This is a genomic window from Planomonospora sp. ID82291, from assembly GCF_015711645.1.
Classification (GTDB): Bacteria; Actinomycetota; Actinomycetes; order Streptosporangiales; family Streptosporangiaceae; genus Planomonospora.
Genome location: NZ_JABTEX010000001.1, coordinates 1,459,300 through 1,473,363 on the forward strand (window position 1 = coordinate 1,459,300; position 14,064 = coordinate 1,473,363).

Consider the following 14,064-nt stretch of genomic DNA (forward strand, 5'->3'; position numbering starts at 1 on the left):
TTCAAACCGATCCGCGTTCACTGATCACTCAGTGTCGATCTCAGCGTTTCCCATGGATACGGGAGGAACGACAGCCCCCATGGATTCGATGAAGATCCGTTCTCGTCGGGCCAGCTCGGCCGCCCGAAGCCCGATGAAGGCCTCGTCGTCCCCGTCCGCCAGCCGCGCGAATGCCTCATCGGAGATGCCGAGATCACTTCCGCCGTCCGAGGACGAAGTGCGCGCGTCGAGCAGATATGACCGTGCGGTGACGCCAGAACTGGTTTCCAGTATCACGCGGTTGGCAGGGTTCGATCCGTTGACCAGGCCGACCTTGTTCGAAACCCTTCGGAAGGCCGCCGTATCAAGGTTCCGGATAGCGTCGATCGCCTCATAGGGACGGCCTTTTGAGGTGTATCGGACGGGGAACTCTCTGAGCTCCCACAGCAGATAGGCACGGACGCGTGCGCTGCGGAGGTCGAACCTGTCCGGGTAGGGGCGAGCCCGCTGGTCGGAGAAGTCGAACATGCCCTGCCCGCCCTCGAAATGAGAGAGGTTCTTCTCCCCGGTGGCGAACGCTCGCATGTCCTGGATGGACTGCCTGCTCGTGGTCGAGTTCACACTGGCGAACTGCCCTGCCCACGAGGTGATCCAGAACCACCGGATCAATACATCGATCTGCTCATTGGAGGGATGCGGGCACAGATGGAAGAACAACGTGAGCAGCATGAGCTGATTATTATAGGGGATCAGGCGCGCAAGCGGAACTCCGACCCGGTGACGAAGAAATCCGACCGCCGAGGAAAGGGCGACGTCCATATCCTGAACCGCCTGGGAGACCTTGCCCTCCACCCGTCTGGCCAGCACGTCCCAGTGCGCACCTGTCACTTCCTCTTCTCCGGCGACGGCCAGCACCGCACGGAACCCCGTCGTCGAATTGATCTCCCCAAACCCCTCACCGGCGATCCGTTCCAGGATCGCGGCGATACTGTTGGCGAGACTTTCCTCACCCTGCCCCTTGTAGGTCAGTGCGGAGACCATCTGATCGGGGCTCATGGACTGCCCCTTGCTGTTCACCCGCGAGAATACTTCGACAGCCTGCTTCAGGCTCCCTCCGAGGAGGGTGACCACGGAGACCTTGTACGACTTGATCCGCTGGGCGACCTGCTCGCCTTCTTCGATCAGCTCGTCGTAGTGGGGGCTGTTGGCCATGTTCTTTGCCAGGCTTCGGGCGTAGGCGAGAAAATCAAGGGTCCGGAGCACCGATCGCACCGGCAGGTAGTTCGCAGGCGGTGGTCCCGGTTTCCGCCAATGGACATAGCGATTGGCACGGGAATCGCCTTCGCCGAGGACTCGGTAGACACGCCAGATCCAAGCGGCGGGATCGTCCATCAGATCGGCGTCAGGCCGATAGAGGCATGCGTACAGGGTCGACAAGCGCTGATGGCCATCAAGGATGTATGTGATGCTCTTTCCGGGCGTCGCATCAGGTATACGCAGGCCGCCGACATGCCCGAGGCTTTCGAGGCCCGCAGGCGTGTCCCACAGAAGCATGCTGCCGATCGGGTAACCGCGCTCGATGCTGTCGAACAGGTCCAGCATCTGATCAGGCCGCCAGACGAAAGGCCGCTGGAATTTCGGAACGCGTAGATGCCCCTTCTGCACATCGTCAAGAAAAGTCTCCAGAAGGTTGACGTCAGGCCGTACGCCGATTTCCCCCCCGGTTGCCGCATACTCTTCGGGACCATCCAGTCCACGCTCGTCCTGCCTGTCGGGCATACCTTTTCCCTAAATAATTTCTCGTATCAGTGCGAGCAGTTCTCGTAACTCCTGGCATACGGCCGGACCGAGGGCGGAGAAATCAGACTCGTCGATGTTACCCGCTTTCGCCTCCCGCTCGAGGAGCAGGGTGAGACCTTCACCGAATCCGTTTCGCAAACCGATCTTCATCTGCTCCGAAAGCTGACCGTAAAGCTCTCTCTGAACGTCGGGAATGCTCACGCATTTATTCCTCCGATCAGAGAAACCGTTCTTGAAATCAAAGTGAGCACGCTGATCCGGATTGAGCGACTTCAAGCAATCGATCCTCGAAGCGAGTTCGCCTCTGCGCCCGGCCGCTGCGGCCAAGACTCGGTTCGGCACATAGTTTTCCGCCTCTCGAAAACGTAATACATGTCCAGCGAGGCCAGACTCGGACAGTTTCTCCACTGCGGAGTCGTGTTTCGACGGTGCGCCGGGCGTCAGACGATCGCTGTCGAGCAGAAAAGCCACGCGCTTCACCCTGCGGAAGGAGGACCCCTCGTTCTTCACGACTTTGGGGACCTCGCCGCTACCGCCGCCTTGAACGAACTCCAGCCATCCCTTCGCGCACGCTTCCACGATCCCGTCCGCATCGAAGACATGGGCGAGAGCAAGAACGAAGGCCCTGTCGCCCTCCTGGTTCTCCACGACGAACCGCGCCGACTTACCGAGATCCCACACGTGATCGGCCAAGCTCTCACCAGTGATCGTGACCGTACGCGGCCTGGACCCCGCGGTACCCGTCCAGGCCTGGCTTACCAGACCCTTCCGGGCCAGCAGCCCATAGGTCTGGGACCTCTTCGGCGCATGATCTCGGAAGTAGCCGTCCACCAGATCAAGCTGACCTGGATCGACCACCCAGATGTGACGGCTCTCAACGAAATGCTGCATCAGCGTGACGATCAGGCCGAACCCGTCTTCGGTGAAGGCGTCACCTCCGATCTCAACCCTCATGGCACTCTCGGGCGAACTGCGCCTCGGCCAGTTTCTTCGTCTCTTCGAAATCCTCCGAGAAGACTCCGCTGGGCCAGTAGTCGAGATTCCCGAGACGGTCTATTCCGATACGCCGCACCCATGACGAGCCCGCGTCGTGGTCCACGAAGTAGACAGCCACGTCGTCTGGTGGAATCCGCCCTTCTGCGATACGGCGGCGGATCCTGAGCAACATGGTCTCACTATGGGTCTCGATCAGGAAGCGGCCCGTCTGCTGCTGCGCTCCAGCGATGAACAGATCCGCCAGCAACGCATGGAATGCTGGATGCAGGTGCAGTTCGGGCTCCTCGATCACATGCAGTGTGCCTTGCCGGAGAGCCTTCCTGTTGACCGTGTCGTACGCCCGCTGCACAAGCAGGGGCAAAACCTGTGCGACTCCGGTGCCCGAATCGAGGAGGTTCACGCTGAGTTCCGGATTGGTAAGCGACCGGAGGTTGACCGCGTACATCGGTCCCTGCTGCTCGATCTCAAGCCGCCAGCCTGCCAGGCTGTCCCCGAGAAGCCGGTTCACCTGATCCAGGAGAACACGTTCGCCCCGAACATGGTCGTTCACCAGCATGCCCGCCGCGTTCTCACCCACCGACCCGACGTCCGCTGCGATGCGGGACGGCAACCGGATGAGGCGAGAAGGCCGCTGCCGGTAGGCGCTCAGATACTGGATCTCCCCGAAGCACCGCCGCACATCGTATTCAAGGCCAGCGAGCCAGTCGATGTGGTCGGGATCCGTTCCCGATCTATCCGTTACCACGGGGATCAGACCGCGAAAACGAATTTTCATCTCAACGGGCGGTCGGCTTCTCAAGGTCATCGAATAGGAGCGTCCGGCGTCTTCCGCAAGCCACTCCAGCCGCAGAGAACGCCCGCCGTCGGCCACTCTCAGCTCCCTGACGAACTGTATCTGCCGCTCGGCGATATTCTGGATGGTCGCTTTGATCTCGATCGCCCTGCCCGGCCCGCCAACCACGAACTCGAATCTGAGCGCTCGATGCACATTCCGGCCGTAGACGAGGTCCAGATAATCAGGAGGATCGTCGCCCAGGGCCTCCAAATCGAGAGGAAGAGTGGAGTCTGTGCGAACTCCGGTTTCAAGGAGAAGAGGAAGTCGGGTCAGCGCGCTTTTCCCGGAGTTGTTCTTGCCGAGGATGATCGTGATGGGACGGAGCTCGATCTCCTGTCGCTCTTTGAAGCAGCGATAGTTCTCAACCGCCATACGCAGCAGACCCATGAGGTAACTCTAGCCTGATCAAAGTGATCGGCATCGACCTTGCGACAATTGCTCAAAGCCCGCCTCGGCGAAGGACGGTCTCCGTCGGCCCCGGTGTCTTGCCGTGGAGCTTCGGGAGGGCATGAGCACGCAAGCCGGTCCGGTGAGGGCTCCGCGCTTCTCTTCGATGACCTCGACCGGCGATCGAAGACGGACGTTGCCCGGAGGCCCTCACCGCAGGCCGACAACGTGGCCACGCGTCGCGCCGATCTGTTGGGGCCAGAAGCCCGGTCAAGGGATACATGGATCTCTTGACCGGGATCCGGCTCTGCGGGAAGGGGCTCGACTCCGCGCGGTCAGACGCCCGTCGGGTGCCAGACCGTCTTGGTCTCCAGGAAGGCCGTCATCCGGCGGACGCCGGGGTCGGCCGACCAGTCCGGGACGGACGGGCGGAGCACCCGCTTGAGGTTCTCCGCGGCGGCCCGCTCGCACTCCGCCGCCAGGTCAGCGTCGGCCACGCCGGTGAGGTCGACGGCGTTGACGTCCATGTGCGCGGCCAGCCAGGGGGCGAGCTCCTTCACCGAGCCGGTGAGGACGTTCACCACGCCGCCGGGCAGGTCCGAGGTGGCGAGCACCTCGGCCAGCGTGATCGACGGCAGCGGCGCCCGCTCACTGGCGACCACCACGCACGTGTTGCCGGTCACGATCACCGGGGCGATCACCGAGACCAGTCCCAGCAGCGGCTCGTCCGGCGCGACCACCGCGACCACGCCGGTCGGCTCCGGCGAGGAGAGGTTGAGGTACGGCCCGGCGACCGGGTTGGCCGCCCCCGCCACCGAGGCGATCTTGTCCGACCACCCGGCGTACCAGACCAGCCGGTCGACCGCCGCGTCCACGACCTCGCCGGGCCGTTCGGCGCCGGTGTCGGCCAGCTCCGCGGCGAACTGCGCCCGGCGGCTCTCCAGCATCTCGGCGATCCGGTAGAGGATCTGCCCCCGGTTGTAGGCCGTCGCGCCCGACCAGCCGCCGAAGGCCTTGCGGGCCGCGACGACCGCGTCCCGGGCGTCCTTGCGGGAGGCCTTGGAGGCGTTGGCCAGGAACTCGCCCTCAGAGGAGGCCACGGCGTAGGACCTTCCGCTCTCCGACCGCGGGAACGCCCCGCCGATGTACAGCTTGTACGTCTTGCGCACGGCCAGCCGCGCGGCCAGCCGCGCGGACTCCTGCGAGCGCCCGCCGGGCCCCGCCTTCCCTGCGTCCTCGATCCTGCGCTTCCCGGCCCCGGGCTTCTCCGCCCGGCCCTGCGCGCTGGACCGGCGCCCGCTCGGCGCCTCGTCCGCCCGTGCCGTGCCCGGCTGCTCCGCGTCAGTCATTTCCGCGCCCTCTCCACGTGCTCTGCTGCTGTGCCAGCCGTACCGGCACGAAGACCTGTCCGCAGCGGCTGACCCCGCACCGGTGGGCGAACCAGCCCCGCAGCGCCGGACGGCCCGCGCGGGCGAACCCGTGGCCTCGGGTGCTCTGGGAGCGGCGGGCCCTGGGGCCGCCGCGTCCCGACCTCCGGTACTCACACATCGAGGTACGCCTCCAGCCCGTGCCGCCCGCCCTCCCGGCCGTAGCCGGACTCCTTGTAGCCGCCGAACGGCGAGGCGGGGTCGAACTTGTTGAAGGTGTTGGCCCACACCACGCCCGCGCGGAGCCGCTCGGCCATCCACAGGATGCGCGAGCCCTTCTCCGTCCACACGCCGGCCGACAGGCCGTACGGGGTGTTGTTGGCCTTCTCCACGGCCTCGGCCGGGGTGCGGAAGGTCAGCATGGCCAGAACGGGGCCGAAGACCTCGTCCCGGGCGATCCGGTGCGACTGGGCGACATTGGTGAAGATCGTCGGCGGGAACCAGAAACCCCGGTCCGGGAGCTCGCAGGCCGGGGACCAGCGCTCGGCGCCCTCGGCCTCGCCGACGGCGGACAGCTCGCGGACCCGGGCGAGCTGCTCGGCGGAGTTGATCGCGCCGATGTCGGTGTTCTTGTCCAGCGGGTCGCCGATCCGGAGCCTGCTCAGGCGGCGCTTGAGCGCCTCCAGCAGCTCGTCGGCGATCGACTCCTGCACCAGCAGCCGGGAGCCCGCGCAGCAGACGTGGCCCTGGTTGAAGAAGATGCCGTCGACGACGCCCTCGACGGCCTGGTCGATCGCGGCGTCGTCGAAGATGATGTTGGCGGCCTTGCCGCCCAGCTCCAGGGTGACCTTCTTGCCCGACCCCGCGACGCCCCGCGCGATGAGGCGGCCGACCTCGGTGGAGCCGGTGAAGGCGACCTTGTCCACGTCCGGGTGGTTCACCACGGCCGCGCCGGTCTCACCGGCGCCGGTGACGATGTTCACCACACCGGGCGGCAGCTCGGCCTGCCGGCAGATCTCCGCGAAGAGCAGGGCGGTCAGCGGCGTCGTCTCGGCGGGCTTGAGCACCACCGTGTTGCCGCAGGCCAGCGCCGGAGCGATCTTCCAGGAGAGCATGAGCAGCGGGAAGTTCCACGGGATGACCTGGCCGGCCACGCCCAGCGGCCGGGGGTCCGGTCCGTAACCGGCGTGGTCGAGCTTGTCGGCCCAGCCGGCGTGGTAGAAGAAGTGCGCGGCGACCAGCGGCAGGTCCACGTCGCGCGCCTCGCGGATCGGCTTGCCGTTGTCCAGCGTCTCCAGCACCGCCAGCTCGCGCGAGCGCTCCTGGATGATGCGGGCGATCCGGAACAGGTACTTGGCCCGCTCGGAGCCGGGCATCGCCGACCAGGTGCCGAACGCCCTGCGCGCGGCCCGGACGGCGCGGTCCACGTCGGCCTCGGAGGCCGTGGCCACCTCGGCCAGGGTCTCCTCGGTCGCCGGGTTGATCGTCTTGAACGGGGCGCCCGACCCGTCGGTGAACTCGCCGTCGATGAACAGGCCGTAGGACGGCTGGAGGTCGACGACGTCGCGGGACTCGGGTGCCGGTGCGTATTCGAACATCGCCTCAGTCCAGGGTGAAGTAGTCGGGGCCCGCGTACCGGCCGGTCGCCATCTTCTGGCGCTGCATCAGCAGGTCGTTGAGCAGGGTGGAGGCGCCCAGGCGGAACCAGTCGGGGTCCAGCCAGCCCTCGCCGACGGTCTCGTTGACCAGGACGAGCATCTTGATCGCGTCCTTGGTGGTCCGGATGCCGCCCGCGGGCTTCACGCCCACCTTGCGGCCGGTCGCCGCCAGGAAGTCCCGGACCGCCTCCAGCATGATCAGCGTGACCGGGGGCGTCGCGGCGGGCTGGACCTTGCCCGTGGAGGTCTTGATGAAGTCGGCGCCGGCCAGCATCGCCAGCCAGGACGCCCGCCGTACATTGTCGTAGGTCGCGAGCTCGCCGGTCTCCAGGATCACCTTGAGGTGCGCGTCGTGCCCGTCCCCGGGACGGGCGCAGGCGGCCTTGATCGCGGCGATCTCCTCGAAGACCTTCGCGTAGTCGCCCGACAGGAACGCGCCCCGGTCGATGACCATGTCGATCTCGTCGGCGCCGGCGGCCACCGCGAGCGCGGTGTCGGCGACCTTGACGTCCAGCGACGAACGCCCGCTCGGGAACGCGGTGGCGACGCTGGCCACCTTCACGCCGGAGCCCGCGAGCGCGTCCACCGCCAGGGCGACCAGGTCGGGGTAGACGCAGACCGCGGCCACCTTGGGCACGGACGGGTCGCTCGGATCGGGGTGGACGGCCTTGGCGCACATCGCGCGGACCTTGCCGGGCGTGTCCGCGCCCTCCAGGGTCGTCAGGTCCACCATGCGGATGGCCAGGTCGACGGCCTCCGCCTTGGCGGTCGCCTTGACCGACCGGGTACCGAGCATCGCGGCTCGCTGGTCCGCGCCCACCCGGTCGACACCGGGCAGGCCGTGCAGGAAGGCTCGCAGCGTGGCGTCGGACGAGGCCACGTCAGCGAGCGGAGTAGTCATGGTTGACACCACACCAGCATGCCGACTCGTGTGTTCAGTTCCAAACTGGACATGGCCGAGACCGGTAACGGGTTTTCGTGAACATTCGCCGAGTTCGGCGAAGGAACGGGTCGGACACGGTCACGGCACGCCCGGGATCCCCGGGAGGCGGCTCGATCCCTCCCGGGGACTCCTGTCCTCGCCGTCCTCACCGTCCTCGCCGTTCTCGCCGTCCTCGCCGTTCTCGCCGTCCTCGCCGTTCTCGCCGTCCTCACCGTTCTCGCCGTCCTCGCCAGGCCCGCCGTCCTCGCCGGACCCGCGGCCCGTCCTAGGTGCCCCGGGGGTGTCCTAGGCCGCAGGACCGGGTGATCTCCGCCTCGGGATAAGGCATCCGCCCGATGCGGCGCCAGGGGCCTTAGGGCGAATCTTGAGTGTGTAAGGACATCGCACCGCTTCAAGGAGGAGCCCGACATGGGTCCCGAGATTCACTTCCAGGTAATGATCAGCCGCAACGCCGAGCTCCGCGAGGAGGCGGCGGCGCACCGCCGGGCGCGCGAGGTCGAGGCCGCCCGCAAGGCGCGCTCCGCGGGCGAGCGCCGCAGGGGGCTGCGCTTCTTCGGCAAGCCCAGCGCCGCATGAGGTCCGTACGAGAGCCCGGCCGCACGCCTCCGCCCGGCCGGGCATCTCTGCCTCCGTAGAAGCCTCCGCAGAGGCCTCCGCAGGGGCCTCCGTACTCCGTAGAGGCCTCCGCAGGGGCCTCCGTACTCCGTAGAGGCCTCCGTAGAAGGCCTCCGTACTCCGTAGAGGCCTCCGTACTCCGCAGGGGCCCCTGGAGGGGATTTCCCGCTCCGCCTCCGTATGGGCTCTCCCGCGCGGGCCCCCACCTGCGGGGACCTCGCGCCGGCGGGGAGCGGACGGGCCTCCCGCGGATGGATCTCCGGTTTAACCGGAGGAATCACGACAGAAGACATGACATGCTGGAAAACATGATGGGTCGGGCGGTGAGCCCCGTCTTCGTGGGGCGGGAAGCGGAGCTCGCGAATCTGGCCGAGGCCTTCGAGCAGGCGCGCAGGAAGAACGCCGCCGCGGTGCTGCTCGGCGGCGAGGCGGGGGTCGGCAAGAGCCGCCTGGTCACGTGCTTCGCCGAACGGGCCGCGCTCGACGGCGCGCGGGTGCTGGTCGGCGGCTGCGTGGAGCTGTCCGCCGAAGGCCTGGCCTACGCGCCCTTCACCGCCGTGATCCGCCAGCTGGTCCGCGAGCGGGGGGCCGACGAGGTGGCGGCGCTGCTGCCGGAGGGCGCGGGCCGCGACCTGGCCCGGCTGCTGCCCGAGTTCGGCGAGCCCAGCGGCGCCGTGGAGGGCGAGACCGCGCGGGCCCGGCTCTTCGAGCAGATCCTGACCCTGCTGGAGCGCCTGGCCGAGCAGCGCCCGGTCGTCCTCGTCGTCGAGGACATCCACTGGGCCGACCGGTCCAGCCGCGACCTGATCGCCTTCCTCAGCCGCAACCTGCGCACCGCGCCGGTCCTGATGGTCCTCACCTACCGCTCCGACGACCTGCACCGCCAGCACCCGCTCCGGCCGGTGCTCGCCGAGCTCGGCCGGGTGGACGGCGTCCTGCGGATGGACCTGCCCCGGCTCACCCAGGACGAGGTGGCCGCGCAGATGGCCGGCATCCTCGGCACGGTCCCGGAGTTCACCCGGGTCGGCGAGGTCTACCGGCGCAGCGAGGGCATCCCGCTGTTCGTCGAGGCGCTGACGGAGTGCGGCGACGGCGGCTCCTTCCCCGACTCCCTGCACGGCCTGATCATCGGCTCGGTCGAGCGCCTGCCGGACGAGACCCAGCGCGTGCTGCGCGTCGCCGCCGCGGGAGGCATCCGCGTCGGCCACGACCTGCTCGCCGCCGTCAGCGGCCTGTCCGACGTGGAGCTGGAGGACGCGATCCGGCCCGCCGTCGCGGCCAACGTGATCCAGGTCGCCGACGGCCGCGCGTACGCCTTCCGGCACGCGCTGATCCGCGAGGCCGTGCACGACGAGCTGCTGCCCGGCGAGCACGTACGGCTGCACGCCCGCTTCGCCGAGGAGATCGAGCGGGACCGCGCGCTGGTCCCGCCGGGCCGCGCCGCCATCGAGATCGCCCACCACTGGTACTCCGCCCGCGACGACCTGTGGGCCCTCGTCTCGGCCTGGGAGGCCGCGCAGAAGGCCGCCCGGACCTTCGCCTACAACGAGAAGGTGCAGCTGCTGGAGCGGGTGCTCGCACTGTGGAGCAAGGTCCCCGACGTCTCTGCGCGGATCGGCGCGGACCACACCACGGTGCTGGAGCAGGCGTCGGAGGCCGCCTACGCCTGCGGGGAGCTCGACCGCGGCATGAAGTTCGTCAAGGCCGCCCTCGCCGAACTGGACGAGGAGACCGAACCCGAGCGGGTGGCCGAGCTGGTCGTACGGCTCTCGCAGCTCAAGCTGGCCAAGCGGCGGCCCGGGGCGCTCGACGACCTCCGCTACGCCGAACGGCTGGTGCCCGACCCCCGCCCGGCCCGCGCCCAGGTGCTGGCCAGGCTCGGCTCCTACCTGATGTTCCGCAGCGAGGTGGACGAGGGGACCGCGCTCACCGAGGAGGCGCTGGCCATCGCCCGCGCCCACGGCGACGAGTGCCTGGAGGCCGACCTGATGCTCAACCTGGGGGTGGGCCACTCGATCGCGGGCCGGCTCCATCCCCTGGTCGAGGCCAACGAGACCGCTCTGGAGATCGGCAGGCGCCTGGGCTCCGGCCGGATCGTGCTGCGCGCCCTGGCCAACAACGTGGACGCGCTCAACAACCTGGGCCGCTCGGTCGAGGCCGTCGAACTCGCGCTGGAGGGCGAGAAGCTGGCCAGGAAGTACGGCCGCTACCGCGCCCAGGGGACCTTCATCGCCAACAACCGGGCCGAGGCGCTGGAGACGCTGGGCCGCTTCGACGAGGCGGCCGAGATGGTCGGCCGGGAACTGGCCAGGGATCCCTCCACCCGCGACCGGCACCACCTGAAGCGGACCCGCGCGACGGTGGCCGCCGCCCGCGGCGAGACCGAGGTGCTCCGGGCCGTCCTGACCGAGCTGGCGCCCACCACCGAGCAGGAGGGGTTCGCCCAGGAGACGGTGGTCACCGCCTGCCTGGCGATGCGGCTGCACCTGCTGGAGGGCGATCCCGCGGCCGCCCTCGGCGTGGCCGAGCGGGTCACGCTGGAGGCGCGCATCCCGAACAAGCCCGAACTGGGCTGGCGGCTGGCCGCCCAGGTCGCCGCCGTGTGCGACGCCGCCGGGCCGATCGCCCCCGAGCGGGCCGCGGCGCTGCGCGGCCGGATCGAGGCGACCGCCGCCGCGATGACCGCGGAGGGCCCGGTCGCCGAGGCCTACCGGTTCTGCCTCACCGGTGACCACGACGCCGCGGCCTCCGCCTGGGAGCGGCTGGACCGGCCGTTCCAGCGTGCCTCGTCGCTGCTCCAGGCGGCCCGCGCCGCCGCGGCGGCGGGCGACCGCGAGGGCGCGGCCGTACGGCTCCGCGCGGCCCGCCCCGTCGCGGAGGCGCTGTCGGCCCGGCCGCTGGTCGCCGAGATCGAGTCCCTGGCCCGCCGGGTCGGCGCCGTGCTCGCACCGGAGGCGCGGGACGCGGCGGAGGGGACCGCGGACGCCGTCTCGCTCACCCCGCGCGAGCAGGAGGTGCTCCGGCTCGTCGCGCAGGGCCGGTCCAACCGGGACATCGCCGCGGAGCTGTTCATCTCGGCCAAGACGGCGAGCGTGCACGTCTCCAACATCCTGGGCAAGCTCGGCGTCTCGACCCGCGGCGAGGCCGCCGCGGCCGCCCACCGCCTGGCCCTGATCGGCTGAGGCGCCGGACCGGGGCGGACCGCCGACCGGGTCGGACCGGACCAGGCGGGTGGACGGCCGCTCCGAGCCCCCGGGCGGGCCCGATCGGGGAGCCGCTCGGACCCGGGACGGCCCGACGGGAAGCCGCTCGGACCCGGGACGGCCCGACGGGAAGCCGCTCGGACCCGGCGTCAGGTGAGCGCGGGCTCGACCAGCAGGAGCACGCCGAAGACCGCGAACGCGGCGGCGGCGCCGTACCGGATGACCTTCTCCGGCAGGTTCCTGCCGAGCAGGCGGCCGACCCCGATGGCCAGCGCGTCGGCGGCCACCATGCCGACCGTCGAGCCGATCCAGGTGCCGAGCCAGCCGTGCTGGGTGGCCAGGGTGATGGTGGCGAGCATGGTCTTGTCGCCGAGCTCGGCCAGGAAGAACGCCACGGTCACCGCGATGATCGCCGACCGGGTGGTGCGCTTGGCCTTGCCCTCCTCCTCCTCGGTCAGCTCGTCACCGCGGAGCGTCCACAGGGCGAAGCCGAGGAAGGCGATGCCCGCCACGATCGTGATGGCGGTGGTGGGCAGGAAGTCGCCGACGAGCCCGCCGAGGCCGACGCTGACGAGGTGGACCACCGCGGTGGCCAGGGTGATGCCGGCCAGGACCGGCCACGGCTTGAACCGGGTGGCGAAGGTCATCGCCATGAGCTGGCTCTTGTCGCCGAGCTCGGCGACGAAGATCACAGCGAGACTGATCCAGAACGCTTCCAACGGGGTCGCCCTTCACGCGCATGCGACCGGGCCGGAAGGGGCACCCGGGGAGTCTCGGGCGCGCTTCGGCCCGGCGGCATCGATTTCGGTATGCCTGCCAGGCCGAAGGTCTCGTCCGCCTGCGGATGCCAGGCCCGCGCGACCGGGCGCCCTGGGACGCCAGCATGTCGATCACGCGATTGGGACTACTCCCCTTCGGGTGTTTCCACTCGACCTTAACACCCGGCGCCCGGGACTCATTCCGCCACCGGAGGGCGGGAGCCGGTGAGACCGGAAGCCGCAGAGGTGCCGCATGACGCGGCACGGGCGGAATCCCCGGCCCTCAGGCCGGGGAGCGCGTCAAAGCCGTGTGCCCGTCATCACCGGCTCGTTGACCAGCGTGACCCCGAACTTCTCGCGCACGCCGTCCCGGACCTCCCTGGCGAGGTCGAGCAGGTCCTCGGTGGTCGCCGCCAACTCCGGGTTGGTCAGGGCGAGGGTGTGCTTGGTGGAGATCGCGGCCGGACCGCGCCGGTAGCCCTTGGGGAAGCCGGCGTTCTCGATCAGCCAGGCCGCGGGGACCTTGACCGCGCCGCCGGGCATGTCCCAGCGGGGGAAGCCGGGGGCGCGCAGCTCCAGTTCGGCCGCCTCCTCGGCGGTCAGCACCGGGTTGGTGAAGAACGAGCCCGCGCTCCGGGTGTCCGGGTCGGCGGGGTCGAGGACCATGCCCTTGCCCGCGCGCAGCGCCAGGACCGCCCGCCGTACCTCCGCCAGCGGCGCCCGGTCGCCGAGGCCGACGCCCAGCCGGGCGGCGAGCTCCTTGTAGGCGATCGGGGCGGACAGGCCGCCGTCGCCGGCGGCCCGTGGGAGCGCGTAGGTGACCGCGAGCACGAGATGCCGCCCGGGCTCCTGCTTGAAGGCGCTGTGCCGGTAGGCGAACCCGCACTCGTCCGCGGTCAGGTCCCGCACCTCGCCCGCCACCCGGTCGTAGACCCGGACCGCGGTGATCGTCTGCGAGACGTCCTGCCCGTAGGCGCCGACGTTCTGGATCGGGGTGGAACCCACCAGCCCGGGGATGCCCGACAGGCACTCGATCCCCGGCCGCCCCTCCATCACGGCCCGCGCGACCAGCGCGTCCCATTCCTCGCCGGCCTGCGCCGTGATCCTGTCCTCGCCGGGACCACCGCCGCCCCCGCTCAAGCCACCACCGCCGGAACCCGCGCCCCGTCCGCCGATGCCGGAGCCCGCTCCACCGGAACCCGCGCCCCGTCCGCCGATGCCGGAGCCCGCTCCACCGGAACCGACGGCACCGGAGTCCCCTCCGGTCACGTCGACGCCCCGCGATGCGACGCGCACGACCAGGCCGTCGAACCCCTCATCGGCCACGACCAGGTTGCTGCCCCCGCCGAGCACGAGCACCGGCTCACCCGCCCGGTCCGCCTCCGCGACCAGCCCGATGAGCTCCTCCGCCGACCTCGCCTCCACGAACGCCCGCGCCGGTCCGCCCAGCCCCAACGTCGTGTACGGCGCCAGCCGTACCCCTGCAACCCGCTCAGCCATGCCCATCCCCAGCAGACCCGACA

Annotated in this window: 10 protein-coding genes; 2 read left to right on the forward strand and 8 right to left on the reverse strand. The window is 69.6% G+C overall.

Annotated elements, in window-relative coordinates:
- Window positions 1–24 precede the first annotated feature (24 nt).
- From HS045_RS06340 to deoC, 6 genes are all read right to left on the reverse strand, one after another.
- Window positions 25–1,758, reverse strand: coding sequence for a DUF262 domain-containing protein (locus tag HS045_RS06340; protein WP_196450195.1), 1,734 nt, complete (start codon window positions 1,756–1,758; stop codon window positions 25–27).
- A gap of 9 nt (window positions 1,759–1,767) precedes the next feature.
- A complete protein-coding gene (locus HS045_RS06345) occupies window positions 1,768–2,733 on the reverse strand; it encodes a hypothetical protein (protein ID WP_196450196.1) in 966 nt (321 codons plus the stop codon).
- Complete coding sequence (locus HS045_RS06350; protein WP_196450197.1) at window positions 2,723–3,997, reverse strand: DUF3696 domain-containing protein; 1,275 nt, start codon at window positions 3,995–3,997, stop codon at window positions 2,723–2,725. The genes HS045_RS06345 and HS045_RS06350 overlap by 11 nt, the downstream gene beginning before the upstream one ends.
- A gap of 335 nt (window positions 3,998–4,332) precedes the next feature.
- Window positions 4,333–5,346, reverse strand: coding sequence for an aldehyde dehydrogenase family protein (locus HS045_RS06355; protein WP_196450198.1), 1,014 nt, complete (start codon window positions 5,344–5,346; stop codon window positions 4,333–4,335).
- 191 nt (window positions 5,347–5,537) lie between these two features.
- The gene (locus tag HS045_RS06360) at window positions 5,538–6,962 is read right to left on the reverse strand and encodes an aldehyde dehydrogenase family protein (protein WP_196450199.1); all 1,425 of its coding nucleotides are present in this window, start codon (window positions 6,960–6,962) and stop codon (window positions 5,538–5,540) included.
- Window positions 6,963–6,966: 4 nt separating this feature from the next.
- Entirely contained in the window at window positions 6,967–7,923 is a 957-nt protein-coding gene (gene deoC, locus HS045_RS06365) for a deoxyribose-phosphate aldolase (RefSeq protein WP_196450200.1), read from the reverse strand.
- Between the two features lie 450 nt (window positions 7,924–8,373).
- On the opposite strand from deoC, the gene HS045_RS06370 reads away from it, so the two are divergent.
- Window positions 8,374–8,541 carry a hypothetical protein gene (locus HS045_RS06370; RefSeq protein WP_196450201.1) on the forward strand — a complete coding sequence of 56 codons (168 nt, stop codon included), beginning with the start codon at window positions 8,374–8,376 and terminating at the stop codon, window positions 8,539–8,541.
- Between the two features lie 335 nt (window positions 8,542–8,876).
- On the forward strand, window positions 8,877–11,762 hold the full coding sequence (locus HS045_RS35795) for a helix-turn-helix transcriptional regulator (protein WP_196450202.1): 2,886 nt from the start codon (window positions 8,877–8,879) through the stop codon (window positions 11,760–11,762).
- A 170-nt stretch (window positions 11,763–11,932) separates the two neighbouring features.
- On the opposite strand, the gene HS045_RS06380 is transcribed toward HS045_RS35795, so the two are convergent.
- Both HS045_RS06380 and HS045_RS06385 read right to left on the reverse strand, forming a co-directional pair.
- Window positions 11,933–12,502: a TMEM165/GDT1 family protein gene (locus HS045_RS06380; RefSeq protein WP_196450203.1), complete on the reverse strand. Its 570-nt coding sequence runs from the start codon at window positions 12,500–12,502 to the stop codon at window positions 11,933–11,935.
- Window positions 12,503–12,841: 339 nt separating this feature from the next.
- Window positions 12,842–14,041 (reverse strand): UDP-N-acetylmuramate dehydrogenase, encoded by a 1,200-nt coding sequence (locus tag HS045_RS06385; protein WP_196450204.1) that lies wholly within the window; start codon window positions 14,039–14,041, stop codon window positions 12,842–12,844.
- Window positions 14,042–14,064 lie beyond the last annotated feature (23 nt).

Excerpts from the sequence above, each read along its gene's own strand:
- HS045_RS06355 (WP_196450198.1), bottom strand. The coding sequence starts at position 5,346 with ATGACTGACGCGGAGCAGCCGGGCACGGCACGGGCGGACGAGGCGCCG.
- HS045_RS06350 (WP_196450197.1), bottom strand. The coding sequence starts at position 3,997 with ATGGGTCTGCTGCGTATGGCGGTTGAGAACTATCGCTGCTTCAAAGAG.
- HS045_RS06385 (WP_196450204.1), bottom strand. The coding sequence starts at position 14,041 with ATGGCTGAGCGGGTTGCAGGGGTACGGCTGGCGCCGTACACGACGTTG.
- deoC (WP_196450200.1), bottom strand. The coding sequence starts at position 7,923 with ATGACTACTCCGCTCGCTGACGTGGCCTCGTCCGACGCCACGCTGCGA.
- HS045_RS06370 (WP_196450201.1), top strand. The coding sequence starts at position 8,374 with ATGGGTCCCGAGATTCACTTCCAGGTAATGATCAGCCGCAACGCCGAG.
- HS045_RS06340 (WP_196450195.1), bottom strand. The coding sequence starts at position 1,758 with ATGCCCGACAGGCAGGACGAGCGTGGACTGGATGGTCCCGAAGAGTAT.
- HS045_RS06345 (WP_196450196.1), bottom strand. The coding sequence starts at position 2,733 with ATGAGGGTTGAGATCGGAGGTGACGCCTTCACCGAAGACGGGTTCGGC.
- HS045_RS35795 (WP_196450202.1), top strand. The coding sequence starts at position 8,877 with ATGCTGGAAAACATGATGGGTCGGGCGGTGAGCCCCGTCTTCGTGGGG.
- HS045_RS06360 (WP_196450199.1), bottom strand. The coding sequence starts at position 6,962 with ATGTTCGAATACGCACCGGCACCCGAGTCCCGCGACGTCGTCGACCTC.